Annotated in this window: 24 protein-coding genes; 15 read left to right on the top strand and 9 right to left on the bottom strand. The window is 73.5% G+C overall.

Translation table 11 applies throughout. The annotated features are described in order from the left end of the window. Window positions 1–40: 40 nt before the first annotated feature. Window positions 41–337 (bottom strand): DUF4190 domain-containing protein, encoded by a 297-nt coding sequence (locus ACIF6L_RS02350; RefSeq protein WP_396485887.1) that lies wholly within the window; start codon window positions 335–337, stop codon window positions 41–43. Between the two features lie 275 nt (window positions 338–612). On the opposite strand from ACIF6L_RS02350, the gene ACIF6L_RS02345 reads away from it, so the two are divergent. The 3 genes from ACIF6L_RS02345 to ACIF6L_RS02335 all read left to right on the top strand — a co-directional run bounded on the left by ACIF6L_RS02345 (window position 613) and on the right by ACIF6L_RS02335 (window position 4,159). After that, window positions 613–1,950, top strand: a complete 1,338-nt coding sequence (locus ACIF6L_RS02345) for a sensor histidine kinase (RefSeq protein ID WP_396485886.1) — start codon at window positions 613–615, stop codon at window positions 1,948–1,950. Beyond that, complete coding sequence (locus ACIF6L_RS02340; protein ID WP_359805239.1) at window positions 1,947–2,732, top strand: response regulator transcription factor; 786 nt, start codon at window positions 1,947–1,949, stop codon at window positions 2,730–2,732. Before ACIF6L_RS02345 ends, ACIF6L_RS02340 begins: the two co-directional genes overlap by 4 nt. Window positions 2,733–2,854: 122 nt before the next feature. After that, the gene (locus tag ACIF6L_RS02335; RefSeq protein ID WP_396485885.1) at window positions 2,855–4,159 is read left to right on the top strand and encodes a GNAT family N-acetyltransferase; all 1,305 of its coding nucleotides are present in this window, start codon (window positions 2,855–2,857) and stop codon (window positions 4,157–4,159) included. A gap of 113 nt (window positions 4,160–4,272) precedes the next feature. Here ACIF6L_RS02335 and ACIF6L_RS02330 read toward each other — a convergent pair whose 3' ends face one another. Then, entirely contained in the window at window positions 4,273–5,100 is an 828-nt protein-coding gene (locus ACIF6L_RS02330) for a TetR family transcriptional regulator (protein WP_352286069.1), read from the bottom strand. A gap of 183 nt (window positions 5,101–5,283) precedes the next feature. Between ACIF6L_RS02330 and ACIF6L_RS02325 the strand changes: the two genes are divergently transcribed. Further along, entirely contained in the window at window positions 5,284–5,826 is a 543-nt protein-coding gene (locus ACIF6L_RS02325; protein WP_396485884.1) for a GNAT family N-acetyltransferase, read from the top strand. Window positions 5,827–5,844: 18 nt separating this feature from the next. Here ACIF6L_RS02325 and ACIF6L_RS02320 read toward each other — a convergent pair whose 3' ends face one another. After that, on the bottom strand, window positions 5,845–6,330 hold the full coding sequence (locus ACIF6L_RS02320) for an Appr-1-p processing protein (protein ID WP_396485883.1): 486 nt from the start codon (window positions 6,328–6,330) through the stop codon (window positions 5,845–5,847). A gap of 10 nt (window positions 6,331–6,340) precedes the next feature. Next, the gene (locus ACIF6L_RS02315; RefSeq protein WP_396485882.1) at window positions 6,341–7,645 is read right to left on the bottom strand and encodes an MFS transporter; all 1,305 of its coding nucleotides are present in this window, start codon (window positions 7,643–7,645) and stop codon (window positions 6,341–6,343) included. A 110-nt stretch (window positions 7,646–7,755) separates the two neighbouring features. Here ACIF6L_RS02315 and ACIF6L_RS02310 point away from each other — a divergent pair, with 110 nt between their 5' ends. Beyond that, entirely contained in the window at window positions 7,756–8,721 is a 966-nt protein-coding gene (locus ACIF6L_RS02310; RefSeq protein ID WP_396485881.1) for a LysR family transcriptional regulator, read from the top strand. Window positions 8,722–8,855: 134 nt separating this feature from the next. On the opposite strand, the gene ACIF6L_RS02305 is transcribed toward ACIF6L_RS02310, so the two are convergent. After that, the gene (locus ACIF6L_RS02305) at window positions 8,856–9,467 is read right to left on the bottom strand and encodes a YceI family protein (protein ID WP_396485880.1); all 612 of its coding nucleotides are present in this window, start codon (window positions 9,465–9,467) and stop codon (window positions 8,856–8,858) included. Window positions 9,468–9,715: 248 nt separating this feature from the next. Between ACIF6L_RS02305 and ACIF6L_RS02300 the strand changes: the two genes are divergently transcribed. The 5 genes from ACIF6L_RS02300 to ACIF6L_RS02280 all read left to right on the top strand — a co-directional run bounded on the left by ACIF6L_RS02300 (window position 9,716) and on the right by ACIF6L_RS02280 (window position 13,016). Beyond that, complete coding sequence (locus ACIF6L_RS02300; protein ID WP_396485879.1) at window positions 9,716–10,840, top strand: MerR family transcriptional regulator; 1,125 nt, start codon at window positions 9,716–9,718, stop codon at window positions 10,838–10,840. A gap of 395 nt (window positions 10,841–11,235) precedes the next feature. Next, entirely contained in the window at window positions 11,236–11,427 is a 192-nt protein-coding gene (locus tag ACIF6L_RS02295; protein WP_396485878.1) for a hypothetical protein, read from the top strand. A 127-nt stretch (window positions 11,428–11,554) separates the two neighbouring features. Further along, a complete protein-coding gene (locus tag ACIF6L_RS02290) occupies window positions 11,555–11,971 on the top strand; it encodes a helix-turn-helix transcriptional regulator (protein ID WP_329488401.1) in 417 nt (138 codons plus the stop codon). A gap of 17 nt (window positions 11,972–11,988) precedes the next feature. Beyond that, on the top strand, window positions 11,989–12,516 hold the full coding sequence (locus ACIF6L_RS02285; RefSeq protein ID WP_396485877.1) for a hypothetical protein: 528 nt from the start codon (window positions 11,989–11,991) through the stop codon (window positions 12,514–12,516). Window positions 12,517–12,662: 146 nt separating this feature from the next. Beyond that, on the top strand, window positions 12,663–13,016 hold the full coding sequence (locus ACIF6L_RS02280) for a DUF2516 family protein (protein WP_359805215.1): 354 nt from the start codon (window positions 12,663–12,665) through the stop codon (window positions 13,014–13,016). Between the two features lie 138 nt (window positions 13,017–13,154). Here the strand turns inward: ACIF6L_RS02280 and ACIF6L_RS02275 are convergent, their stop codons facing one another. Then, the gene (locus ACIF6L_RS02275; protein ID WP_396485876.1) at window positions 13,155–14,639 is read right to left on the bottom strand and encodes a PP2C family protein-serine/threonine phosphatase; all 1,485 of its coding nucleotides are present in this window, start codon (window positions 14,637–14,639) and stop codon (window positions 13,155–13,157) included. A gap of 243 nt (window positions 14,640–14,882) precedes the next feature. On the opposite strand from ACIF6L_RS02275, the gene ACIF6L_RS02270 reads away from it, so the two are divergent. Next, window positions 14,883–15,518 carry an O-acetyl-ADP-ribose deacetylase gene (locus ACIF6L_RS02270; protein ID WP_396485875.1) on the top strand — a complete coding sequence of 212 codons (636 nt, stop codon included), beginning with the start codon at window positions 14,883–14,885 and terminating at the stop codon, window positions 15,516–15,518. Window positions 15,519–15,763: 245 nt separating this feature from the next. Here the strand turns inward: ACIF6L_RS02270 and ACIF6L_RS02265 are convergent, their stop codons facing one another. Continuing rightward, complete coding sequence (locus tag ACIF6L_RS02265; RefSeq protein ID WP_329488396.1) at window positions 15,764–16,594, bottom strand: class I SAM-dependent methyltransferase; 831 nt, start codon at window positions 16,592–16,594, stop codon at window positions 15,764–15,766. A gap of 455 nt (window positions 16,595–17,049) precedes the next feature. On the opposite strand from ACIF6L_RS02265, the gene mshA reads away from it, so the two are divergent. Together mshA and ACIF6L_RS02255 are read left to right on the top strand one after the other, a co-directional pair. Further along, window positions 17,050–18,426, top strand: a complete 1,377-nt coding sequence (gene mshA / locus ACIF6L_RS02260) for a D-inositol-3-phosphate glycosyltransferase (protein WP_396485874.1) — start codon at window positions 17,050–17,052, stop codon at window positions 18,424–18,426. A gap of 147 nt (window positions 18,427–18,573) precedes the next feature. After that, the gene (locus ACIF6L_RS02255; protein ID WP_329488395.1) at window positions 18,574–19,089 is read left to right on the top strand and encodes a YbjN domain-containing protein; all 516 of its coding nucleotides are present in this window, start codon (window positions 18,574–18,576) and stop codon (window positions 19,087–19,089) included. Window positions 19,090–19,124: 35 nt separating this feature from the next. Here ACIF6L_RS02255 and ACIF6L_RS02250 read toward each other — a convergent pair whose 3' ends face one another. Next, a complete protein-coding gene (locus ACIF6L_RS02250) occupies window positions 19,125–20,513 on the bottom strand; it encodes an MDR family MFS transporter (RefSeq protein WP_396485873.1) in 1,389 nt (462 codons plus the stop codon). Between the two features lie 147 nt (window positions 20,514–20,660). Between ACIF6L_RS02250 and ACIF6L_RS02245 the strand changes: the two genes are divergently transcribed. Together ACIF6L_RS02245 and ACIF6L_RS02240 are read left to right on the top strand one after the other, a co-directional pair. Then, window positions 20,661–21,419, top strand: coding sequence for a phosphoglyceromutase (locus ACIF6L_RS02245; protein ID WP_329488392.1), 759 nt, complete (start codon window positions 20,661–20,663; stop codon window positions 21,417–21,419). A 263-nt stretch (window positions 21,420–21,682) separates the two neighbouring features. After that, on the top strand, window positions 21,683–22,270 hold the full coding sequence (locus ACIF6L_RS02240; protein WP_396485872.1) for a lytic polysaccharide monooxygenase: 588 nt from the start codon (window positions 21,683–21,685) through the stop codon (window positions 22,268–22,270). A gap of 145 nt (window positions 22,271–22,415) precedes the next feature. Here ACIF6L_RS02240 and ACIF6L_RS02235 read toward each other — a convergent pair whose 3' ends face one another. Then, window positions 22,416–22,592 (bottom strand): hypothetical protein, encoded by a 177-nt coding sequence (locus tag ACIF6L_RS02235; RefSeq protein ID WP_329488390.1) that lies wholly within the window; start codon window positions 22,590–22,592, stop codon window positions 22,416–22,418. Window positions 22,593–22,696: the final 104 nt, after the last annotated feature.

The following is a 22,696-nucleotide window of genomic DNA, read 5'->3' as shown; positions in this document are numbered from 1 at the left end:
GCCCCGGGGAGAGGGGCCACTTCATTTCGCGCGGCACTGGTCACCCTCCGGTCAGCTGGTGGTGGACGCATTCCGTGTACTGCCGGAAGCTGTCGGGCTGATAGCACTCCTGGGTGTTGTCGGCGTACCAGACGAAGAAGACGGCCATCAGGGCGGACAGCACGATCGCGACGCACGACGCCACCACACCGGTGACGGCGCCGGCCCGGCCGACTCCGGTGCGCTTGGCCGTCCTCAGCGCGAGGACGCCCAGGACCAGGCCGATGACGCCGAGCGGGCCGCCGATGAGGATGATCGAGGTGACCAGGGCGGTGATGCCCACCACCCAGGCGGCCACCGCGGCGCCGTTGCTCGCCGTCGGAGGCTGCGGTCCCTGACGGGGGGTCGGGCCGTGGAGGCCCGCCCCGGTGCGGGGCGGTGCCGGCCGGCTCGATACTTCCGGCGCCGTCGTCCGTCCTTGAGCATTCATCAGCCGTACTCCCGTCCCGTCGATTGGTCAGGGCATGATTGTGAGTTCTGGGGGGCGGGGTGCACATCGCTGAAAGGCGGGATATATCGATCCCCCGATCGGGGGAGGTCGACGGCGGACGTTGCGGCAATACTGGCTCGATCATGGTTAAGGGACTCCCGCCGCTGTTGCGCGGCTTCACATTTTCGGGCGCGCTGTTCGCGTTCGGCGGCGCGCTGGCAAGCCTTCCGCTGGTTCCTCTCGCGATGCTGCCGGCGGCAGCCTGGCGGACCGCTCCCTACGGGGCACAGGTCGCCATGACGCTGTCGGCCTGGGCGGCAATGATCGCCGCGGTCGGGCTCGCGCGCCCCACGCGGCAGGTGCTGATCTCGTGCGCCCGCCGTCTGCTGCGGGTACCGCTGCCGGATCTCGTGGCCGCCCGCCGCCCCGTCCCCTCCCTTTCGCACGACACTCTTTCCGGAGCGCCGTCCGTCAGCGTGCAGGCCGTGACCGGGTCGGCCGTCAGCGCGCAGTCCGTCACTGGCCCGTCCGGGGCCGACCGTTGGCGGACCCCGGCCTGGCTGCTCCTGCACGCGGCACTGGGGTGGACGGGAGTGCTGGTGAGCGGCGCCCTGTTCATCGCCGGCCTCACCCTGCCAGGGGGCTGGACCGGGGCCGAGGCGGGGCTGAGCCTGTTCGGCCGGTCGATGCGGCCGGGGACGGGCTGGGCGAGCTGGGGGGTGGCGCTGGTCTGCCTGCTGCTGGCAGCGGCCGGCTGCATCGTCGTGACGGGCGCCCTGCGGTGGCTCGCGCCACGGCTGTTGGGCCCGTCGGCGGCCGAGCGCCTCGCGCTGGCGGCCGAGCGTGAGCTGCGGCTGGCCGAACGCAACCGGTTGGCACACGAGTTGCACGACTCGATCGGTCACACGCTGACGTCCGCCACGATCCAGGCGGCGGTGGCGGGCGAGGTGCTCGCCGCCGATCCGGTGGCCGCGCGGGCCGCCCTGCGCAGCATCGAGGAGTCGACCCGGGCCGCGTTGGAGGACTTGGACTACGTGCTGGGCGTGCTGCGCGAGGAGAAGGCGGGAACGGCCCCGACCAGGACCTTGGCCGACCTGCCGGAGCTGCTGGACCGCTTGCGGCATGCGGGCGCGGTGGTGGTGTCGGAGCTGTCGGGCGAGGCGGCACAGGTCCAGGGGACGCTCTCCCGGGCGGCGTACCGGATCCTCCAGGAGGGCCTGACGAACGCGTTGCGTCACGGGGCGGGCGGTCCGATCGAGGTCCGGGTGGCGGCCGCGCCGGACGGACTGTCGCTCAGCGTGGTCAACCCGGTCAGGTCGGCGGCAGCCGGCAAGGGCCCGGGCGCCTTCCCCACGTCCGGCCACGGCCTGCCCGGGCTGGCCGAGCGCGTGCGGCTGCTGCACGGTGAGATCGAGGCCGGCCCACACGGGCCGCAGCACTGGCGGTTGGACGTCCGGCTGCCGGTACGGTTGTCCGCATGATCGGCACGACCGGCTCCGGGCCGGCTGAGGCCGCCGCGACCGGCCCGGACGCGAGCCCGGCGGGCGCGACCGGTGACGACACCGGCGCCGCCACCACGAGCCGGGCCACCGCCGGCCCCACCGGCAACCCCGTCACCCTGCTGATCGCGGACGACGACGAGGTGACGCGCAGCGGTCTGCGCATGTTGCTCGCGGTGCAGCCGGGCATCGTCGTGGTCGGGGAGGCCGCCGACGGCGTCGAGGCGGTCGAGCAGGCGCGGCTGCTGCGGCCGGACGTGGTCCTGATGGACGTGCGGATGCCGCGTCGCAACGGAATCGAGGCGACCAGGCAGCTGCTGGCCGACTCGGCCGATGCGCCGAAGGTCGTGGTCATCACCACCTTCGAGAACGACGGCTACGTCACCGCCGCGCTCAGCGCGGGGGCCAGCGGGTTCGTGCTCAAGCGGCTCCCGGTCCGGCAGATCGCCGAGGCGGTGAGGGTGGTGGCGGCGGGAGAGGCGATCCTCTTCCCGGCGGCCCTGCGCCGGATGGTCGCCGCCCGGCCGCTGGGTTCGGCCGAGGCGTTGCCGAGGGCGGCGCTGACCGGGCGGGAGGAGGAGGTGCTGCGGTTGATGGCCACCGGTCTGTCCAACCCGGAGATCGCGGACTCGCTCACGGTGAGCCAGGAGACGGTCAAGACGCACGTCGGAAACGTGCTGACCAAGCTCGGCGCACAGAACCGGACCCATGCGGTGGTGATCGCGTACGAGTCCGGCCTGGTGGTGCCGGGGTGCGCCGCCTGACGCCACCGGCGCGGAAGGGTGGGCCGACAGCGCGGGGCCGGCCGTGCACCGGCCCGCGCGGCCGATTTCGGGGCGGCCGAAAATGAGGTGCCGTCGCCGGAGGGCGGTCGTACCGTGACGTCATGGGCAACGATGTGGACGGCGGTACCCGCGATCCGGGCAGCGCCCAGCAGACAGAAGGCATCGGCGGAGTCGAGATCCGTGCGATCGCCAAGGACGAGATCGAGGGCTGGGACCGGGCGCTCGCTCTCGGATTCCTCCGTTCACACGTGGACAGCGCGGCGGACTTCCGTCGCCAGCAGTGGGCGCCCGGCCGGGTGCTCGGCGCCCTGGACGCCGGCCGCTACGTCGCCACCTTCCGCAGCTTCGACGTCGAGCTGACCGTCCCCGGCGGAGCGGTCGTCGAGGCGGACGCCATCACCTCTGTCACCGTGACCGCCACCCACCGCCGGCGCGGCCTGCTCCGCCGGATGATGACGGAGGATCTGGCGGCCGCCCGGGAACGCGGTTCGGCCGTCGCCATCCTGGTCGCCGCCGAGTACAACATCTACGGGCGCTACGGCTTCGGCCCGGCCACCCGCGGCCACGGCTGGAACATCGACCTGCTGCGGGCCCGGGGTCTGCGCGAGGGCCTGCCGACCGTGTCCGGTGGGCGGATCGACCTCGTCCGCATGGAGGAGCTGCGCAAGGTCGGCTCCGAGCTGCACGACCGCTGGCGGCGCACCCAGCCCGGTGCGATCGCCCGCAACGAGCTCTGGTGGAGGCGCCAGACCGGGGATGTCCAGGTACCGGGCTTCGAGTGGAAGGAGCCCTTCGCCGCCGTCCACCGCGACGCCGAGGGCACCGCCACCGGCCTGGTCGTCTACCGGGTCGACGACACCTGGGACGGCAGCTACCCGAACTGCACCCTCACCGTCGTCGACTTCCTCGCACTGGACCGGGGCACCGCCGCCGAGCTGTGGCGGTTCGTCCTCTCCGTCGACTGGGTGCGCAAGGTCGTGGTGGAGAACATCGGACCGGACGACCCGCTGCCGCTGCTGCTGGCCGACCCGCGCGCCGCCACGCCCTACGCGGAGAACGCCGACTTCATGTGGCTCCGGGTGCTCGACGTCGAGGCGGCCTTCAACGCCCGGACGTACGGCGCGCCCGGCCGGGTCGTCCTGGAGGTGGAGGACCGGGACGGCTACGCGGCCGGCCGGTGGGCCGTCGAGGTCGCCGCCGACGGCAGCGGCCGCTGCACCCGCACCGACGACGAGGCCGACCTGGCGCTGGGCGTCTCCGCGCTCGGCTCGCTCTACCTGGGTGGCGAGACCGCCCCCCGACTGGCCGCTGCGGGCCTGGTCACCGAACTGCGCCCGGGCGCGGCCGCCGCCGCCGACCTGCTGCTGCGCACGCCCCTGCTCGCCTGGAACCCGGACAACTTCTGAGTCGCGTGGGTGAGCCCACGCATCCGGGTGTTCACGGCCGCGTGTTCACGGCCGGGCGTTCCCGATATCGGGAACGCCCGGCCGTCGCATGTGTTCCAGGGCGGAGGTGGGCCCTATTTGACGGCGTTCTTTCCGATGGTGGGCAGGATGAAGTCCTGAATGAGGCCCTTGGCGTCGCGGACGATCGGCCGGAACACCCGATAGCGCGAGAGGTTGATCACCCGGGCCGCCATGGGGGTCGAGCGCCGGACGAACTCCCGGGTCCGCTCGGTGTCCTCGGTCCGGTCGAAGACCCAGTAGAGGACCACGACCATGAGGTGCAGCCAGAGCACGTCGGGCAGCAGCTCGACCAGCTCGGCGTCCAGCTTCGGCGCCAGGTCGGAGCCCTGCAGCACATCGCGGAACAGCTCCACAGCCGTGGCCCGGGCCGGGTGCGATTCGTCGGAGAACGGGCTCAGCGCGCTGTTCGGGTCCGCCGCCGTCCGGAAGAACTGCGCCGCGAACTCGTGGTACGGCGCGGCCGTGTCGAGCCAGGAGGTCAGCGCGATCTCCAGTCGCTCGGAGAAATCCCGCGTCTTGGCCATGCGATTCCTGGCGTCCGCCGCATGGTCGTACGTCATCCGGTCGTAGAACCCCTGGATCAGGAATTCCTTCGCCGAGAAGTAGTAATACGCGTTGCCGACCGAGACACCGGCCTCGGAGGCGATGGCGCGCATGGTGGTCTTCTCGTAGCCCCGTTCCTGGAAGAGCCGCATCGCGGTCTCCAGGATCAGGGCCCTGGTCGCCTCGCTCTTGTCGGTCTTCGGCTGCGCGCGACTGCCGTGCACCTCGGCGGGTGGTGCCGCCGGGGTCGACGGCGTGCCGGGCGCGACCTCGGGGCCGTCCGTGCCGTTCGTGCCGCTCTTCTTGTTCGTACCGTTCGTCGCTGCCAGGTCGTCCACGGCCCCGAGCCTAGCCGGATCGCCCCTTGACGGCCGGTGTCGGTGCGTGCGGTACCGGATGCCCCCTCCACATCCGGTACCGACGCCCCGCCCCATGCATTTCGAACGCGTTCAAAAGCATGGGGAGACTGTAGGCGCAAAGTCCGATCATGATCAAGTCCGGCCGTGTGGGACGCTCGTCCCATGGACATCACCATCCGCCGCGGCACCGCGGACGACAGCGGGGCCGTCGCCGAGCTGCACGCCCTCAGCTGGCGGACCACCTACACCGGGATCGTCCCGGCGCGGGCGCTGGGCGACGGGCTGACCGCCGAGCGGCACGAGGTGTGGGCCCTGCGGCTGGCCGTCGACTACGGCGAACCGGCCAACACCCCGGAGCTGCTGATCGCCGAGCAGGCCGGGAGCGCCGTCGGGTTCGCCTACGCGGTGCCGCAGCCCGACGGCCGGGTGCTGATCGACAACCTGCACGTCCGCCCCGACCGTACCGGTGGCGGCATCGGCCGCGCGCTGCTCGACGCCGTGCGCCTGCACGTCGCCGAGCGCCACCCCGGAGCCGACCTCTACCTGGAGGTGCTGCGCGACAACACCCGGGCGGTCGCCTTCTACGAGCGCGAGGGCGGTCACCGGACGGCGGAGCAGGAGGGCGTCTTCCCGGGCGGATACGCGCTGCCCGAGTACGAGTACACCTGGCCCGCCGCCACACTGACGGTCGGATCGCGGAGGTAGCGAACCGGTGGTGGTCGGCTAGTCATGGTCGTAGACCGTCACCGGCACCCCCTGATCCACCAGTCGGGCCGTCACCAGCGGCTCGACCAGCTCCCAGCGCCCGCCCGCCAGGCCGCAGCCGATCCGGGGCATGTGGACGGAGGCGCCGAGCGCGAGTGCGTGTCCGGCCAGTGCCGCCAGCGCGGAGTCGATCGCCCCGTACCGCACCGGTGGGCCCGTCGACCGGCCAGTCCGGATGCCGCGCTGGCCGACCATGTTGGCCACCCGGATGTACGGCTCGACCTGGACCATCTGCACCGCGCCCAGGCCGAAGTCGTTCTTCGTGCGCTCCCGGTGCCAGCGGCGGAACGCCGCCTCCGGCTCCGGCCAGCGCCGTGAGAGCGCCAGGACGAAGCCCTTTCCCCAGCCGCCGAGGTCGTTGCAGATATGGGCGATCACCTTCACGCCCTTGCCCTGGGGCGCGGTGGCATCGCCACGGACGTATCGGATGGTCGCCGGTTCCATGTCGAGCACGCTAGTGCGCGGCACTGACAATCCGTCCGGAACCCCGGGGCGCCGGGGGAGCGGCCGGCGTCCGCAGGTGGCGGCGGCCGGCCAGGGCGATCAGCAGGGCGAGCGAGGCGGCGCCGGCCGGCAGCCAGTAGCCGGTGCCGGGGGCGGTGTGCTCGGCGACCGCGCCGGCGAGCGCCGCCCCGGCCGAGATGCCGACCACGATGCCGGACACCGCCACCGCCATGCCCTCGTTCAACTGCCGCTCCGGCAGGAGCTCCTGGACGAGCGTCATACCGGTGACCATGGTCGGGGCGGTGCCCGTCCCGGCCACGAACAGCGCCGCGCCGAGCAGGACGAGCCCGGCCCCGCCGAGCCCGGCGGCCAGCGGCAGGAGCAGCAGCACGGCCATCGCCGTGACGCCGAACAGGAAGCGGACGCCCGCCGCCCGGCGGGGCCGGAGCAGGCCGAAGACCAGTCCGGCCACGCAGGAACCGCCCGCCACCAGTGCCAACAGCCCGCCCGCCAGCGGCTTGTGGCCGAGCGCGTCGGCGTACGCCACGGTGGTGAGCTCCATTGAACCGAAGACCACGCCGGTGGCGAGGAAGGTCAGCAGCAGCACCCGCAGCCCGGGGGTCCGGAGCGGAGAGCCGTGCCGGTGCGCGCGATCGGCGGGGTCCGAGCACTCGGGGCGGGGTCCGGACCGGTCGGCCGTCGAGCCGGGGCGCCGGCCCGCGAGCGGGGGTTCGGTCCGGCGCTGGGCGGCGAACAGCAGGGCGCCGGCGCTGCCGAAGACCCCGGCGGCGAGCAGACCGGCCTCCGGTGCGACGGTGGTGCAGAGCACCATCGCGAGCACCGGACCGGCCATGAAGCAGAGCTCGTCCAACGACTGCTCGAAGGAGTTGGCCAGGTGCCGGGCCGCCGCGTCGTCCCGGTACAGGTGTGCCCAGCGGGCCCGCGCCATGCCGCCCAGGTTCGGTGCCGCCGCGCAGGCCGCCCAGCAGACGAACAGCGTCCAGTCCGGTGCGTCGAACCGGACGCAGAGCAGCAGGCCGACGAGCGGGACGGCGTTGTACAGGGTGGCCGGGACGGTGATGCGGGCCTGCCCGTACCGGTCGACCAGCCGGCCGAGCAGCGGCATGCCGATCGCCCCGGTGGCCAGGCCGACCGCCGCGACGGTGCCCGCCAGCGCGTACGAGCCGCGCCGCTCCGAGAGCAGCACCACCAGGGCGACGCCGGTCATCGACATCGTGAGCCGGCCGAGCAGCCCGGCCAGGGTGAAGGCGGCGGTACCGGGCAGTGCGAACAGCCGGCGGTAGGAGGCGGGCATGGAACTCCTCACGGAGGGGTCGGGGAGGGCTCCAGCCTCGAACAGCCGCCCGCTTCCGGTCCAACACCTGTTTCGCCGTACTCACATCAGGCTGTTGTTAATCTGCCGCCATGCCCCATGACCTGCACCCCCGGCTGCTCCGCGGCTTCGTCGCCACGGCCGAGACGCTGCACTTCGGCCGGGCCGCCCAGCGGCTGCACGTCGCCCAGCAGGCGCTCAGCCGCGACGTCCGCACGCTGGAGAAGCTGCTCGGTGACGCGCTCTTCACCCGCACCACCCGCAGCGTCGACCTCACCCCGGCCGGGCGACGGTTGCTGCCGCAGGCCCGCCGGCTGCTGGCCCTGCACGACGAGATCGTCAACGGTGCCGAGCGGCGCCCACTGCTGCTCGACCTCAACAGCGACGTCTCCGGGCCGGACCTGACCACCGACCGGGTGCTCGAACGGGCCCGGGCCGCCTGGCCGGAGGGCGAGATCCTGGCCCGCTTCCTCGGCGGACTCGCTGCGGCCGCCGAGGAGTTGGCGGCGCACCGGCTGGATGCGGCGTTCGGGCGCTTCGCCGGTCTGCCGGCCGGCCTGCGTGCTCAACTGGCCCAGACGCCGGTCCGGCTGGAGCGGGTCTCGGTGATGATGGCGGTCGGCCACCCGCTCGCCGACCGGCCCGCGCTGCGGCTCGCGGACCTGGCCGGGCACCCGGTGGACGTCTGCGCGGGCAATCCGGCCACCACCGAGTGGGCCGACCTGGGGACCTGGCTGCTGCGCGACCACGGTCTCACGCCCGCCGCGCCGTACGCGCCGCCGGTCGGGGTGGACGAGACCGCCCGCTACCTCACCCGGCACGGCGACCCGATGCTGACCACCGTCGGGGGCCCGCTGATCCCCGGTGTGGTGAACGTGCCACTGGTCGATCCGGTGCCGTTGACGCTGGTGAGTCTGGTGCGCCGGTCGGACCTGCGGCACCCGGGTCTGTCCGCGCTGGAGGCGGCGGCCGCCGAACTCGGGGCGCGCGAGGGCTGGCTGAGCCGCCCGGCCGGCAGCTGGCTGGCGGAGGCGGACGCCGCGCTGCTCGCGGCGTAGGCGTCCGTAGCCGTGGGGCGGGGAGGCTCGGGGCGCGGCCCGGGCGGGCGCGGTTCGCGGCATGAACCCGCCCCTGCCGTTCGGGGGTCGGCAGGGGCGGGTCGAACGCGGGGCCGTGACAGCGGTCGGCCGGGTCAGGCCGCCTTGACGGCGGAGATGTCGAAGTTGAGCTTGACCTTCTCGCCGATCAGCACGCCGCCGGTCTCCAGCGCGGCGTTGTAGCTGAGGCCCCAGTCGGTGCGGTCCAGCACGGCCGTCCCCTCGAAGCCGATCCGCTCGGCGCCGTAGGCGTCGGTGGCGCTGCCCGTGTAGTCGAGGTCCAGGACGATCGACCGGGTGGTGCCCTTGATGGTGAGGTCGCCCGTCATCCGGTATGAGTCGCCGCGCAGGCGCTCGGCGGAGGTGCTGCGGAAGCGGATCTCCGGGTGGGCCTCGGCCGCGAAGAAGTCGCCGGTGCGCAGGTGCTCGTCGCGCTGGGCCTGGTTGGTGTCGATGCTCGCCACCTTGATCACCAGCTCGGCGGTGGAGTTGTGCGGGAGGGCGCCGTCCAGGTGCAGCTTGCCGTCGTACTCGGTGAAGCGGCCCTTGACGTTGGTGACCATGGCGTGGCGCACCGAGAAGCCGACCTCGCTGTGGGTGGTGTCGATCGCCCAGTCACCGGTGAGGTGGGCGAGGTCCGGTCCGGCCGGGGTCTCGACGACGGCGGTGGCGGTGGCGGCGGTCTTGGTGCGGTTGAAAAGGCCCATGGCTCCTCCTCGGGTCGGAAGCCATTTGTTTAGGCTTCAACTTGTTGCCTCCACCATAGGACGGTTTCGTTCAAAGTTCAACCATGAGGTCCGCGCGGCTCGCGGAATCACCCGGACGACGGAGCGGCGAGGGGGTGGCGGGCGCCTGCCGCCCCGGGGGTGGCCGGCGGGCGGCGATCGGTATCGTCACGTCCGGTCCGGCCGTGCGGCTTGACCCTCGACCTGGTCGAGGTCGGAGAGTCCCGGGCATGGAGAGCGACCTGCGCAGCATCGGTGAACTGGCCCGCGACAGCGGCCTCGGCGTCAGCGCGCTGCGCTTCTACGACGGCGCCGACGTGCTCACCCCCGCCTGGGTCGACCCGCAGACCGGCTACCGCTGGTACGCGCCCGCCCAGCTCGCCGACGCCCGGCTGCTCTGCCGCCTCCGCTGGGTGGGCCTGCCGCTGGCCGACATCCGGGCCGTGCTCGGTGCGGAAGCCGGTTCCGGCGCGGCCCACCGGGTGGTCGACGCGCACCTGCGCCGGCTGGAGGCCGGTCTCGCGGACGCGCGCCGGGAGCTCTCCCTGATCCGCACGCTGATCGACCAGAGGGAGAACCCCATGACCGCCACGCCCGCCGCCCGTACCTTCACCGTCCCCGCGCGCGAACTGGCCGAGGCCCTCGGTGCGGTTCGCTTCGCGGTCGGCGCCGACCCCGAACTCCCGGTGCTGTCCGGGGTGTTGTTCGACCTGGAGGGTGGACTGCTGCGGCTGGTCGCCACCGACCGGTACCGGATGGCGCTCGCCGAGGTGCGGCTGCCGGACGCGCCCGACCTGCCGGACGCACCTGGCGAGGGCTGGGCCCCGGTCGCCGCGATCGCTCCGACCGCCCTGGTCGACGGTATCCGCGCGCTGCTGGGCTCCGGGGCCGAGGAGGCCGAACTGACCCTCGGCGCGGGCCTGGTCCGGGCCGAGACCGGCGGTCACCGGATCGAGGGCGCCGCCCTCGACCACGACTTCCCCGACTACCGTTCGCTGACCCGGCTGGGCCCGGTCCACCGGATCGACCTGGCCGCCGCCGAGCTGCGCGACGCCGTCGAGTCCGGTGCCACCCGCAGCCTGCCCTCGGGCCCGAACGGCGGAGTCTGCGAGGTCACCGTGCTCACCGTCGGCCGGGACGGGCGGCTCACCGTCGCCGCCGACGGCGACCCGGCCCCCGGGGACCTCCGGGTGGCCGTCAACCGCGACTTCCTCCTCGACGCCCTGCCGGCCGCCGGCCCCGAGCAGCTCGTCCTCGAACTCGCCGGTCCCATCGCCCCCCTGGCCATCCGCACGGCCGGCCGCGACGGCACCTTCTCCATCCTGATGCCGGTCCGGGTGGCGGACGGCGTCTGATCCGCCGAGGTCGGTCGGGGCGGCGCTGGTCGCGGGCCTCGACCACCACGGGGAAGCACCGGCGGTATCGGCGAATCCTGGACGGCGCGCGCCCCTGCCACGCGGTCCGGAGCCGGCCCCCGCCCCCGGCTCGACGGGCACCGGTCGGCCTGACTTCCGGCCGCCGGTCCGAAGGGCCCGCTGCCGTCGCTCTGGCCGGTCGGGCCCGTCGGCCGGCGTGGAACTTCGAGGAAGCCGGGCCGTCGGCCAGGTGCCGCCGAACGGCGACCCGGTCGGCGGCACCGGTCCGGTCGAACACCTCAGCTGCCCGGCAATCCCGTCGTGCCACGCGTAGAACGTCGCCACTCCGGAAGACTCCATGTCATGGATGGACGAACGACCGCAGGGGTGGGCTCATGATCGTTCTGTTGTTCGGGATCCTGGCGCTCGCCATCGGCGGGTGCGTCTGTGTCGTGTGGGCCGATCGGGGTGGGCCCCGATGGGTCCGCGCGGTGGCGGCGGTGACCCTGGCCGCGGGCGAGCTGCTGCACATCGCGCGGCGGAACCGCCGCCGCAGTATCAAGCGGTCCAGCAGCGGCGACGAGTAGGCGGCCCGCCGGCCTGAGCGGGCCGGACGTGCCCACAGGCGCGCGGGCGGAAGCATCCGGCGCCGACGCGTTTGCTGTTGCTAGCACCGTGCTTGCATTTGCAAGCACGGTGGGGCAGGCTGGGCCCATGGCCTCACTGAACGTCGGCTCGCTGGGCGAGTACATCCGCGAGCAGCGGCGGAACGCGCAGTACTCGCTGAGGCAACTCGCCGAGGCCGCCGGCGTGTCCAACCCCTACCTCAGCCAGATCGAGCGAGGGTTGCGCAAGCCGAGTGCGGAGATCCTGCAGCAGATCGCCAAGGCGCTGCGGATCTCGGCGGAGACGCTGTACGTCCAGGCCGGGATCCTGGAGGAGCGGCGGGGTGAGGGCCTGGAGCTGAGGGCCTCGATCCTGGCCGATCCACTGATCAACGAGCAGCAGAAGCAGGCGCTGCTCGCGGTCTACGACGCCTTCCTCAAGGAGAACGCCGCCCGCAAGGACACGGACGCGGCGCCGCACGACCCCGAGGCCGACGGTCCGACCGCCGTCGGCTCGGCAACCTAGACCACGGGAGGACCGGCATGCCGATCACGGACGAGATCAAGAAGACCCTGAGCGACCCGACCCCGCTCTACGCACTCGCCGGCGCGGGCGACCTCGCCTACGAGAAGCTGCGCGAGGTGCCCGGCAAGGTCGAGGCCCTGGCCGCGGACCGCAAGGGCACGCAGGACAAGGCCGCCGCCAGGCTCCAGGACGCGCAGGCCAGGCTGGTCGAGGCGCAGGCGAAGGTCGCGGGCACCGTGACCACCCTGCCCGCCGACCTCAAGGTGCTCCAGGAGAAGGCGCAGAGCTTCGCCCTCCAGCAGGTCGGCCGCGCGGTCGAGCTGGCGGTGAAGGCCAAGGAGGCCTACGACGAGCTGGCCGAGCGCGGCAAGGGCGTCGTCGAGCGGGGCGGCCCGGCCGACGCGGTCGAGCCGGTCGGGGCGGCGCAGTCCGCCGAGGACCCCGAGCTGGTCGAGGCCGAGCTGGTCGAGGACGACGAGCCGGCCGTCGCCCCCGCCGAGGAGCCCGCACCGAAGAAGGCCCGGGCCAAGAAGGCCGCCGAGTAGCACCGGCACCGCCGCACTCCGGTGGGACCGGGCTGCCCGCAGGGCACATCCGGTGACCTCGGGACGTTGACACCGTGGCGAGCGGTCCGTCGTGCCAGGATGGACGACGGTCGACACGCCGGAGCCGAGACGCAGAGGAGACCGCGATGGGCGGAGTGGCTCAGATCCTGGGCTTGGACTACCTGAACCCGTTCTGGTGGCTGGCCGTCGCCATTCTGGGCTTCAAGTTGTTCGCACTGATCGACGCGGCCACCCGCCCGGAGGACGCCTATCGGGCGACGGACAAGAAGACCAAGGGGTTCTGGCTGGCCGTCCTGGGCATCGCGTTCGGGCTGGACCTGCTGTTCGGGGCGAACTTCCTGACCAGCTTCCTGACCCTGGCGGGTCTCGTCGCCGCGATCGTCTACATGGTCGACGTGCGGCCGGCGATCCGGGAGCTGACCAACCGGGGCGGTGGCCGGGGCGACCAGCGCAACATGGGTCCGTACGGCCCCTGGTAGGACGCCGGGCACTTCAGCGACGAGCCCCGGTGCTCGCGGGACCGATCCGCGCGCACCGGGGCTCGCTGCTGTGCCGGTGCCCCGTGCCACCTCGACGCGGCCGCTGGTAGCAGGGCCGGCCGCCTCGGCCGAGGAGCGTCAGCCGAGGATCAGCTGCACCGGGTTGCGCTCCAGCAGCAGGACGGCCACATCGTCCGTCAGCGCGCCGCCGTTGAGCTCCTCGACCTCGGCGATCGCGCTGTCGATCAGGCGGCCCCTGGTCAGCCCGGCGGCCTGGTGGTCGCCGACGAGGTCGGCCAGCCCGTCCTGGCCGAGACGCCGGGAGCCGGCGCCGACCCGGCCCTCGATGAGCCCGTCGGTGTAGAGCAGCAGCCGCCAGCCGGGGCGGAGTTCGAGCGGGTGCGAGGGCCAGACGGCCAGGCCGTCGTCGCAGGGCAGCAGACCGAGCGCGGGGCCGGCCGGGTCGGACGGCAGCGTCACCGGCTTGTGGTCCGTGCCGAGCAGCAGCGGGGCGGGATGCCCGGCGAGGTACAGCTGCGCGTGCTCGACGGCGCCGAGTGAGCCGAGTTCGCCGGTCGCGTCGTTGGGTTCGATGACCAGCATGCAGAGCGTCGCGAAGATCTCGTCGCTGCGGCGCTCGTGCTCCAGAACGTGCTGGAGGGTGGTCAGCAGGGCCTCGCCGGTGAGGCCGGCGAAGACCAGGGTGCGCCACGCTATCCGGAGGGCGACCCCGAGGGCCGCCTCGTCCGGTCCGTGACCGCAGACATCGCCGATCACCACGTGGACGGTGCCGTCGTCGGTGCGGACGGCGTCGTAGAAGTCGCCGCCGAGCAGGGCGCGGCGGCGGCCGGGGCGGTAGCGCCGGGTGAAGGACAACCCGGCGCCGTCCAGCAGGGGAGTGGGCAGCAGGTGGCGCTGGAGGCGGGCGTTCTCCTGGCCGCGCAGCTCGGCCTCGACCAGACGCCGCTGCGACTCGTCGGCGCGCTTGCGCTCGACGGCGTACCGCAGGGCGCGGGCCAGCAGCGGACCGTCCGTCTCATGCTTGATCAGGAAGTCCTGTGCCCCGGCGGCCACTGCGGCGGCACCGAGTTCGGCGCCCGCGGCGTCGGTGAGCACCACGACGGCGGTGTGCGGGGCCCGCCGGAGCAGCTCGTGCAGACCTTCCAGGCCGTCGGAGGCGTCCGAGGGGTGCGGCAGGTCGGCGGGGGCGGCCAGGTCGAGCAGGACGCAGCTGAAACCGGCGGCGCGCTGCCGTCCACGCCGGCCTCCCGAGGTGCCGGTCGCCAGCAGCTCGGAGGCCTGCTCCAGCCCGCGGGCCCAGTGGATCTCGATCTGGGCGCCGCTGTCGGCCACGGCGTCCTTGAGCAGCTGGGCGTCGGAGGCGTCGTCCTCGATCACCAGCAGCTTGAGCGGGGCGGCCGACGGAACGGCGGAGGAGGCGCCCCGGGAGGGGGCTCCGGCGGTGACCGACCGGGGGTGGGGTATCGGCGGAGTCGCCGTGGCCGGTCCGGCCGACTGCTCGGTGGCGGCGGGCCGAATGCGGGCGCGGTCGGTGAGGGTGCCGTCGAGGGCACCCCACAGGTCCGCGGCACCAGGTGCCCGCCCGTCTCCCGTAGCGGGCATCGACTGCTCCTCCTTTTCCCCGAGTGCGTAACGGTCGGAGCCCGTCCGCAGTGCCCGCCTGGCACTCTGCGCCGGGGAACTTCTCGCGACCATAACGTGACTCCGGGGATTTCTTCGGCCGCCCGGCGCTGTGGTGGCTCCTGCCACGCCGGTGGCGGTGCGGTGGGTACGGGGATGACGGGAACGACAGCGACAGCCGGGGCACGCGCCCGCGAGCTCCGGAACGGACGGTGGAGGTTGGACATGACGGTGACGCGGATCACCCTGGTCGAGGGTGACATCACGGAACAGCAGGTGGACGTGGTGGTGAACGCTGCCAACTCCTCCCTGCTGGGAGGCGGTGGCGTGGACGGTGCGATCCACCGCAAGGGCGGACCGCAGATCCTGGAGGAGTGCCGAAGGCTTCGGGCCTCGCAGTACGGCAAGGGGCTGCCCACCGGGTGCGCGGTGGCGACCGCGGCGGGACGGCTGCCGGCCCGCTGGGTGGTCCACACGGTGGGGCCGGTTCATCTGGCGGAGGAGTACGACAAGAGGGCCGAGCAGCTGGCCTCGTGCTACCGCGAGTCGCTCCGGGTGGCGGTGGAGCTCGGCGCGCGCACGGTGGCCTTTCCGGCGGTGTCGGCCGGGGTGTACGGGTGGCCGCTGGACGATGCGGCCCGGATCGCCCTCGGCACCGTCGCGGCCGCGGCCGCGGCCGAGAGGTCGGTGTCGGTGTCGGGGTCGGTGGGAGAGCTGGAGGAGGTGCGGTTCGTGCTGTTCGGGGCGGAGGCGTACCGGGCGTTCGAGCGGGAGTGGCGGGCGCTGGGGCTCGACGGGGGCCGGTCGCACGGACAAGAGGCCGAGGAGGCCGAGGGGCGGGAGCCGGAGGAGCGGGCATGAGTCGTAGGGGCGTGGCGGAGCGGGAGCGGAGGGGCTGGGAGGAGGCGAAACGCCGGGTCGGAGGGGTGGCACACGAGGTGCCGGCCGAGTGCCCCCATCGTGGCGTGACGAGGCGTCAACACGCCAGAGGTATTCGATAACTCGTTCGAGTGAATCCCCGGGTTCGCTCATCCGCGCACGCCCGAGGCCGGTCCGGCAGGCTGTCCGGTCCGGCAGGCAGGTCCGGCCGTTCCGGCCGCCGCCTGCTACGGGGCGAGCGCCGTCCAGGGGACGGTGACCTCGCCCTGCCGCCACCGCCCGCGCGCGTCCACCAACGGCCAGCTGCCCGCCAGCGCCGTGCACGCGGCCACCCAGCGCTGCCGGGCGCCGAACGCCCCGTACGGCGCGGCGGCCGCCCAGGCGCGGTCGAAGTCGGTGAGGAAGGCGTGCACCGGCCGGCCCGGCACGTTGTGGTGGATCAGCGCCTTGGGCAGCCGCTCGGCCAGGTCGGACGGGAGTCCGAGGCCGCCCAGCCGGGCCGCGAAGGTCACCGTGCGGGGGCCCTCCGGACCGATCGCGACCCAGACGTGCCGGCGCCCGATCTCGTCGCAGGTCCCCTCGACCAGCAGCCCGTCCGGCGCCAGCCGGGCCCGGAGCCGGTCCCACACGCCGGCCACCGCCGACTCGTCGTACTGCCGCAGCACGTTGGCGGCCCGGATCAGCTGGGCGGGCGCGCCGCCGTCCAGCGGCACCTCGAAGCCGCCGCGCCGGAAGGTGAGCAGCGGCGGTTCGGCGTACGGCAGCGCCGCGGCGACCCGCTCCGGCTCGATCTCGATCCCCACCACCCGGACGTCCGGCCGCACCGTCCGCAGCCGCCCGGAGAGCTCCACGGCCGTCCAGGGCGCGGCACCGTACCCGAGGTCGACGGCGACCGGCGGGCGATCGGCGGAGCGCAGTGCCGGTCCCAGCGTGTGGGCGATCCAGCGGTCCATCCGGCGCAGCCGGTTGGTGTTGGTGGTCCCCCGGGTCACCGTCCCGACCGGGCGCCCCGTCCGTCCGCGGGCAGGCGCGGTCGCGGAGTCGAAGAAGGCGGCCATGCCGGAAATCGTACGGCCCACCCGAGGCCGCCCGCGCCGCCCCGGCTCCGGCCGCCGCACGGGCTCGCCCCGCGGCAGATCCGGCCCGGACGGTCCGCGCCGGCCACCCGACACACGCCCGCGCGGCGAGTCACGCGCCCCCGCCGCACCTCCTGAAGCCTTCCGACGACCCCTGCGCTCCGCTCCGCCCCGGCGCGGGCGGCCCGCTCGGCCGCCTCCCCGCACCCCCGCCCGCCGCCCGGGTTCCCGTCCGTGGGCCATCTCATGGGCCGGGACGGGAATGCCGGTCGATGACCACGTGGTTGGCACACTGGTGGTGATGTGCGCCCGGACGGGGCGGCACGCCGCCGCGCCACATCCCGTGACGCGGCGGTACGGCGTGGGCGGCCGCGCACACACCGAACAGCAGGCAAGCAGGCTGCAGAGACGGGCAGCTCAGAGGAGGCTTCAGCCAGGTGATCCAGCACCCCGTCCGTCCGGTACGCCGTGCCCAGCCGACCCCGCCCGTGCGGAGCCGGCTCCAGTCGCTCGTCCCGGGCCGCCAGCGCCGTCCGCGCCGGATCGCCATGCTCAGCGTCCACACCTCCCCGCTGCACCAGCCCGGTACCGGTGACGCGGGCGGGATGAACGTCTACATCGTGGAGCTGGCCAAGCGCCTCGCCGAGCTCGACATCGAGGTGGAGGTCTTCACCCGGGCGATCTGCTCGGACGACGCGCCCACCGTCGAGCTGGCCCCCGGCGTCCTGGTGCGCCACGTCACCGCCGGCCCGTACGAGGGCCTGGTGAAGGAGGACCTGCCGGCCCAGCTCTGCGCCTTCACCCACGGCGTGCTGCGCACCGAGGCCGGCCACCGCCCCGGCCACTACGACCTGGTGCACTCGCATTACTGGCTGTCCGGTCAGGTCGGCTGGCTGGCCGCCCAGCGCTGGGGCGTGCCGCTGGTGCACACCATGCACACCATGGCGAAGGTCAAGAACGCCGCGCTGGCGGAGGGCGACACCCCCGAGCCGGCCGCCCGGGTGATCGGCGAGACGCAGGTGGTGGAGGCCGCCGACCGGCTGATCGCCAACACCACCGAGGAGGCCGCCGAGCTGGCGCTGCACTACGCGGCCCGGCCCGACCAGCTCGCCGTCGTCCACCCGGGCGTCAACCTGGACGTCTTCCGCCCCGGCGCCCCGGACGCGCGGGCCGCCGCGCGGGCCCGGCTGGGCCTGCCGCAGGACGCCGCCGTGCTGCTGTTCGCCGGTCGGATACAGCCGCTGAAGGCGCCGGACGTGCTGCTCCGGGCGGTCGCCGCGCTGCTGGAGGCGCGGCCCGAGCTGCGCGAGCGGCTGGTGGTCCCGGTGGTCGGCGGTCCGTCCGGCACCGGGCTGGCCAAGCCGGAGAGCCTGCACAAGCTCGCCGCCCAACTGGGCATCGGCGACGTCGTCCGGTTCCACCGGCCGGTCGGCCAGGACCTGCTCGCCGAGTGGTACCGCGCGGCCACGGCGCTGGTGATGCCCTCGTACAGCGAGTCCTTCGGGCTGGTCGCGCTGGAGGCGCAGGCCTGTGGGACGCCGGTGGTGGCCGCGGCGGTCGGCGGTCTGCCGGTCGCCGTCCGCGACGGCGTGACGGGGACCCTGGTCCACGGCCACGATCCGCTCGCCTGGGCACAGGCGCTGGAGCCGTACGTCACCGAACCGGCGCTGGTCGCCCGGCGCGGCGAGGCGGCGGCCCGGCACGCCGCCGGGTTCGGCTGGGACACCGCGGCGGCGACCACCGCCGAGGTGTACGCCGGCAGCCTGGCCCGCCCGGCCGGCCGGCTCACCGGGTCCCGGCTGCGACTGGCCTGAGCCGGAGCGGTCGCCGGGGCAGGTCGTCGGAGCTACGGGGTCGGGGCCGAGCGGCTCCGAGCCGCCCCGGCTCCCGGGCCGGGAGTCACGGAGCCGCCGCAGCTGTGCTGCTGCGCGCCACCGGTACCGCCGAGTAACGTCACCCCCATGGCAATCCGCACCAAGGACGAGGCCCTCACCCTCCTGCGTACCGCCCTGGACGACGCCGGGGTCGGCTGGGAGCCGGCCACCACCGACCCGTACACCCTGGTGGCGACCCTCCCGGGCACTCGCAAGCTGAGCACCACCTGCGCCCTGCGGGTCGGCGACCACACGCTCTCGGTGAACGCCTTCGTGATCCGCCGGCCCGACGAGAACCACGAGGCCGTCTACCGCTGGCTGCTGGAGCGCAACACCCGGATGTACGGCGTCGCCTACGCGATCGACGCGCTCGGCGATGTCTACCTGGCCGGCCGGCTGCCGCTGGAGGCGCTCACCGGGGACTCCGTCGACCGGCTGCTCGGGACGGTGCTGGAGAGCGCCGACGAGCCGTTCAACACGCTGCTGGAGCTGGGCTTCGCCTCGGCGATCCGGCGCGAGTGGGAGTGGCGCACCAAGCGCGGGGAGTCCACCCGCAACCTGGCCGCCTTCGCCCACCTGGCCGCGCCGACGGCGCAGCAGTAGCGCCCCGGACCGGCGGGGCTCCGGGACGCTCCGCCTCAGCGGCCGACCGGGGCCTTCGCCGTCGCCGCCTTCGCGGTCGGCACCTTCGTCGACGCCACGTCGGCCGACGGCTCCACCCCCGACAGGTCGACCACAGGCACCTCGACCGCCGGCACCTCGACCGCCGACGCCTCGACCACCGGCGTCCGCTTCGCCGGAGCGGCGGCCGTGGCGGCGACCGGGCGCCGCCCGAGCAGGACGTACCCCGCCGCCGCGACGGTGCCGCAGGCCGCACAGGCGCCCCACACCGCCGTGCTCCCGGCCCGCTCCAGCAGCACTCCGCCGACCGCCGGGCCGAGGAACGAGGCGAGCGACCAGGACAGTGAGTAGACGCCCTGGTAGCGGCCCCGGGCGTGGGTCGGTGACAGCTCGGCGACCAGGCCCATCATGGTCGGCGCGTTCAGGATCTCGCCGATCGTCCAGACCGCCACCGTGAACGCGTAGAACCACGCGGAGGACCCGGCGAGCATGGTCAGCCCGAAGCCCCAGCCGATGAACAGCGCGCTGGCGACCAGGAGCGCCGTCCGGTTGCGCCCCTCCATCCACCGGGTGAGCGGGATCTGCAGCACCACGATCAGCAGGCCGTTGAGGCCGATGACCAGGCCGTACTGGGTCGAGGTGATGCCGTTGCGGCCCATGTCCACGGCGAGCGTGGTGCTGCCCTGCTGGGCGACCAGCGCGAGCAGCAGGTTGAGTCCCACGACCGCCATGAACCGGCTGTCCCGGAAGACCGTGCCGAGGCCGACCGCGGGCTGGTCGACCCGGGCGGCCGGGGTGTCCGGCTTGGTCTCGGGGATCCGGACGAAGATCACCACCGCGCAGACGAGCGTGGAGAGTGCGTCCAGCAGGAAGAGCGTGAGGTAGCCGTGCGTGGCGATCAGGCCGGCGGCGGCCGCGGAGAGGCCGAAGCCGATGTTGATCGCCCAGTAGTTCAGCGAGTAGGCCCGGACCCGGTCCGCCGCCGGCACGATGTCGGCGATGATCGCCGAGGTGGCCGGGCGGGTCGCGTTGTTGCAGAAGCCGACCAGGAAGGCGACCGCGGCGATCGCCACCTGGCCGTCGGTGAAGCCCAGCACCGCCGTGAACAGCGCGGTGCCGAGCTGTGCGGCGACCAGCGTCGGGCGCCGGCCGATCCGGTCGGTCAGCACGCCGGCGACGATCGCGGCGATGGCCGAGCCCAGGCCGAACAGCGAGGCGACCAGACCCGCGTACGCGGCCGAGTACCCTCGGTCGGTCGTCAGGTAGAGCGCCAGGAACGTGACGACGAACGCGCCGAGCTTGTTGATCAGGGTCGACGTCCAGAGCCACCAGAACTGCCGGGGCAGTCCGCCCACCGTTTCGCTCGCGACTCTTCGAATTCGGGCAGGAAGGGGCGAAGCGGGCATCTGAGGGCTCCCGGGCGGCAGGCGTTCCGCTGAGCGGACCGGCATGTCCGCGCTGCGGCGAGGTAAGTGTCACTAGCGCGAAGCACACATTACACATGGGGGCGGGTCCCGACCAGCCGTTTAAACGCCTCCATTAAGCTGGGGGCCATGGCTGACACGACGTACCGACTCATCCTCCTCCGCCACGGCGAGAGCCAGTGGAACCAGAAGAACCTGTTCACCGGTTGGGTCGACGTCGACCTCAACGAGAAGGGCGAGAAGGAGGCCGCGCGTGGCGGCGAGCTCCTCGCCGCCGAGGGCCTGCTCCCCGACGTGCTGCACACCTCGCTGCTGCGCCGCGCGATCCGCACCTCGCAGATCGCCCTGGACAAGGCCGACCGCCACTGGATCCCGGTCAGCCGCAGCTGGCGTCTGAACGAGCGCCACTACGGCGCCCTCCAGGGCAAGGACAAGGCCCAGACCCTGGCCGAGTTCGGCGAGGAGCAGTTCCAGCTGTGGCGCCGCTCGTACGACACCCCGCCGCCGGCGCTGGCCGACGACGCCGAGTACTCGCAGGCCGGTGACGCCCGCTACGCCGACATCCCGAGCGAGCTGCGCCCGAACACGGAGTGCCTCAAGGACGTCGTCGACCGGATGCTCCCGTACTGGTACGACGCCATCGTCCCGGACCTCGCCGCCGGCAAGACCGTCCTGGTCACCGCCCACGGCAACAGCCTGCGCGCGCTGGTGAAGCACCTCGACGGCATCTCCGACGAGGACATCGCCGGCCTCAACATCCCGACCGGCATCCCCCTGGTCTACGAGCTGGACGCCGACTTCAAGCCGGTCGCCAAGGGCGGCCGCTACCTCGACGCGGACGCCGCCGCAGCCGCCATCGAGGCCGTCAAGAACCAGGGCAAGAAGTAACCCTCTTGCCGCTACGGCCCCGCTTCCCGCTCCGGGAGGCGGGGTCGTCGCCGTTTCTGCTGCACGGCCAATCCTCCTGCGCGGCAAGGGGGTTCAGTGTGTGGCGAAGGTGGTTCAGACCATTGACGGTCGCCGTGGGGGCTCCTACCGTGTGAGCACTGTCCTGGCACAGGCATGCCAACGGATCTTCCATGGCCGCCGCACCCCCAGGCGCGCGCGTCTGTGCCCGGCGCACTCTCCATCCACCCCCACGGAGGAGCACCATGCGCACACGTCATCTCGTGGGAGCGGCCGTCGCCGCGCTCGCGGTTCCGCTCACCGTCGCCCTGCCGGCGCAGTCGCACGGCTACATCTCCACCCCGCCCAGCCGGGCCGCGCTCTGCGGGGCGGGTACGGTCACCGACTGCGGTGCGATCCGCTGGGAGCCGCAGAGCGTCGAGGGGTCGAAGGGCTTCCCTGGCGCCGGGCCGGCCGACGGCACCATCTGCGCCGGCGGCAACAGCCGGTTCGCCGAGCTGGACGACCCGCGCGGCGGTGCCTGGCCCACCACCAAGGTGGCGGCGGGGCAGCGGCTCACCTTCACCTGGAAGTTCACCGCCCGGCACGCGACCGCGAACTTCAAGTACTACCTGACCAAGGCCGGCTACAACGCGGGCCAGAAGGTCACCCGGGCCGGTCTGGAGCTGACGCCGTTCCTGACCGTCCCGTACAACGGCACCCAGGTGCCGAGCACGCTCAGCCGCACCGCGACGATCCCGAGCGGCCGGACCGGGCACCAGGTGGTCGTGGCGGTCTGGGAGATCGCCGACACCGGCAACGCCTTCTACTCCTGCACCGACGTCCTGTTCTGATCAGCGCGCGGCACGCTGGACGCCACGCGCCGCACGCCGCGAGCGAGTGGTCGGGCGGCCGGAGGACTCCGACCCGGTGACCGGGGTGCACGACCGTCTCCCACGGCGGCCGTGCACCACGGGGCTTCGCCGGGTGCGGCGGTTCTCAGTGGCCGCAGCAGCCGCCGCTGACCCCGCCGCACTGGCAGGGGGCGCCGGACTGGCAGCCGCAGCCGCAGCCCGGACCACAGCCGCAGCCGGCCGCGAGGACGGGCAGCAGCTTCGGGGCGGGCGGCTCGACGATCTCGTGGGCCGGTGCCGGTCGGGTCGGGTTTGCCTTCATCGCGCTGGAACCCTCCTTGTGACGGGCACACTTCGGTGCCTACGGCATTGAGTGAAACCGCCGATCGGACGGGGCGTCAACGGGCGCGCAGTGGTGGGCGATCC

This window comes from Kitasatospora sp. NPDC086009 (genome assembly GCF_044540385.1).
Classification (GTDB): Bacteria; Actinomycetota; Actinomycetes; order Streptomycetales; family Streptomycetaceae; genus Kitasatospora.
This window is presented reverse-complemented; position numbering and strand designations above follow the sequence as displayed.

Excerpts from the sequence above, each read along its gene's own strand:
- ACIF6L_RS02345 (WP_396485886.1), top strand. The coding sequence starts at position 613 with ATGGTTAAGGGACTCCCGCCGCTGTTGCGCGGCTTCACATTTTCGGGC.
- ACIF6L_RS02340 (WP_359805239.1), top strand. The coding sequence starts at position 1,947 with ATGATCGGCACGACCGGCTCCGGGCCGGCTGAGGCCGCCGCGACCGGC.
- ACIF6L_RS02335 (WP_396485885.1), top strand. The coding sequence starts at position 2,855 with ATGGGCAACGATGTGGACGGCGGTACCCGCGATCCGGGCAGCGCCCAG.
- ACIF6L_RS02325 (WP_396485884.1), top strand. The coding sequence starts at position 5,284 with ATGGACATCACCATCCGCCGCGGCACCGCGGACGACAGCGGGGCCGTC.
- ACIF6L_RS02320 (WP_396485883.1), bottom strand. The coding sequence starts at position 6,330 with ATGGAACCGGCGACCATCCGATACGTCCGTGGCGATGCCACCGCGCCC.
- ACIF6L_RS02315 (WP_396485882.1), bottom strand. The coding sequence starts at position 7,645 with ATGCCCGCCTCCTACCGCCGGCTGTTCGCACTGCCCGGTACCGCCGCC.
- ACIF6L_RS02310 (WP_396485881.1), top strand. The coding sequence starts at position 7,756 with ATGCCCCATGACCTGCACCCCCGGCTGCTCCGCGGCTTCGTCGCCACG.
- ACIF6L_RS02305 (WP_396485880.1), bottom strand. The coding sequence starts at position 9,467 with ATGGGCCTTTTCAACCGCACCAAGACCGCCGCCACCGCCACCGCCGTC.
- ACIF6L_RS02300 (WP_396485879.1), top strand. The coding sequence starts at position 9,716 with ATGGAGAGCGACCTGCGCAGCATCGGTGAACTGGCCCGCGACAGCGGC.
- ACIF6L_RS02295 (WP_396485878.1), top strand. The coding sequence starts at position 11,236 with ATGATCGTTCTGTTGTTCGGGATCCTGGCGCTCGCCATCGGCGGGTGC.
- ACIF6L_RS02290 (WP_329488401.1), top strand. The coding sequence starts at position 11,555 with ATGGCCTCACTGAACGTCGGCTCGCTGGGCGAGTACATCCGCGAGCAG.
- ACIF6L_RS02285 (WP_396485877.1), top strand. The coding sequence starts at position 11,989 with ATGCCGATCACGGACGAGATCAAGAAGACCCTGAGCGACCCGACCCCG.
- ACIF6L_RS02280 (WP_359805215.1), top strand. The coding sequence starts at position 12,663 with ATGGGCGGAGTGGCTCAGATCCTGGGCTTGGACTACCTGAACCCGTTC.
- ACIF6L_RS02275 (WP_396485876.1), bottom strand. The coding sequence starts at position 14,639 with ATGCCCGCTACGGGAGACGGGCGGGCACCTGGTGCCGCGGACCTGTGG.
- ACIF6L_RS02270 (WP_396485875.1), top strand. The coding sequence starts at position 14,883 with ATGACGGTGACGCGGATCACCCTGGTCGAGGGTGACATCACGGAACAG.
- ACIF6L_RS02265 (WP_329488396.1), bottom strand. The coding sequence starts at position 16,594 with ATGGCCGCCTTCTTCGACTCCGCGACCGCGCCTGCCCGCGGACGGACG.
- ACIF6L_RS02255 (WP_329488395.1), top strand. The coding sequence starts at position 18,574 with ATGGCAATCCGCACCAAGGACGAGGCCCTCACCCTCCTGCGTACCGCC.
- ACIF6L_RS02250 (WP_396485873.1), bottom strand. The coding sequence starts at position 20,513 with ATGCCCGCTTCGCCCCTTCCTGCCCGAATTCGAAGAGTCGCGAGCGAA.
- ACIF6L_RS02245 (WP_329488392.1), top strand. The coding sequence starts at position 20,661 with ATGGCTGACACGACGTACCGACTCATCCTCCTCCGCCACGGCGAGAGC.
- ACIF6L_RS02240 (WP_396485872.1), top strand. The coding sequence starts at position 21,683 with ATGCGCACACGTCATCTCGTGGGAGCGGCCGTCGCCGCGCTCGCGGTT.
- ACIF6L_RS02235 (WP_329488390.1), bottom strand. The coding sequence starts at position 22,592 with ATGAAGGCAAACCCGACCCGACCGGCACCGGCCCACGAGATCGTCGAG.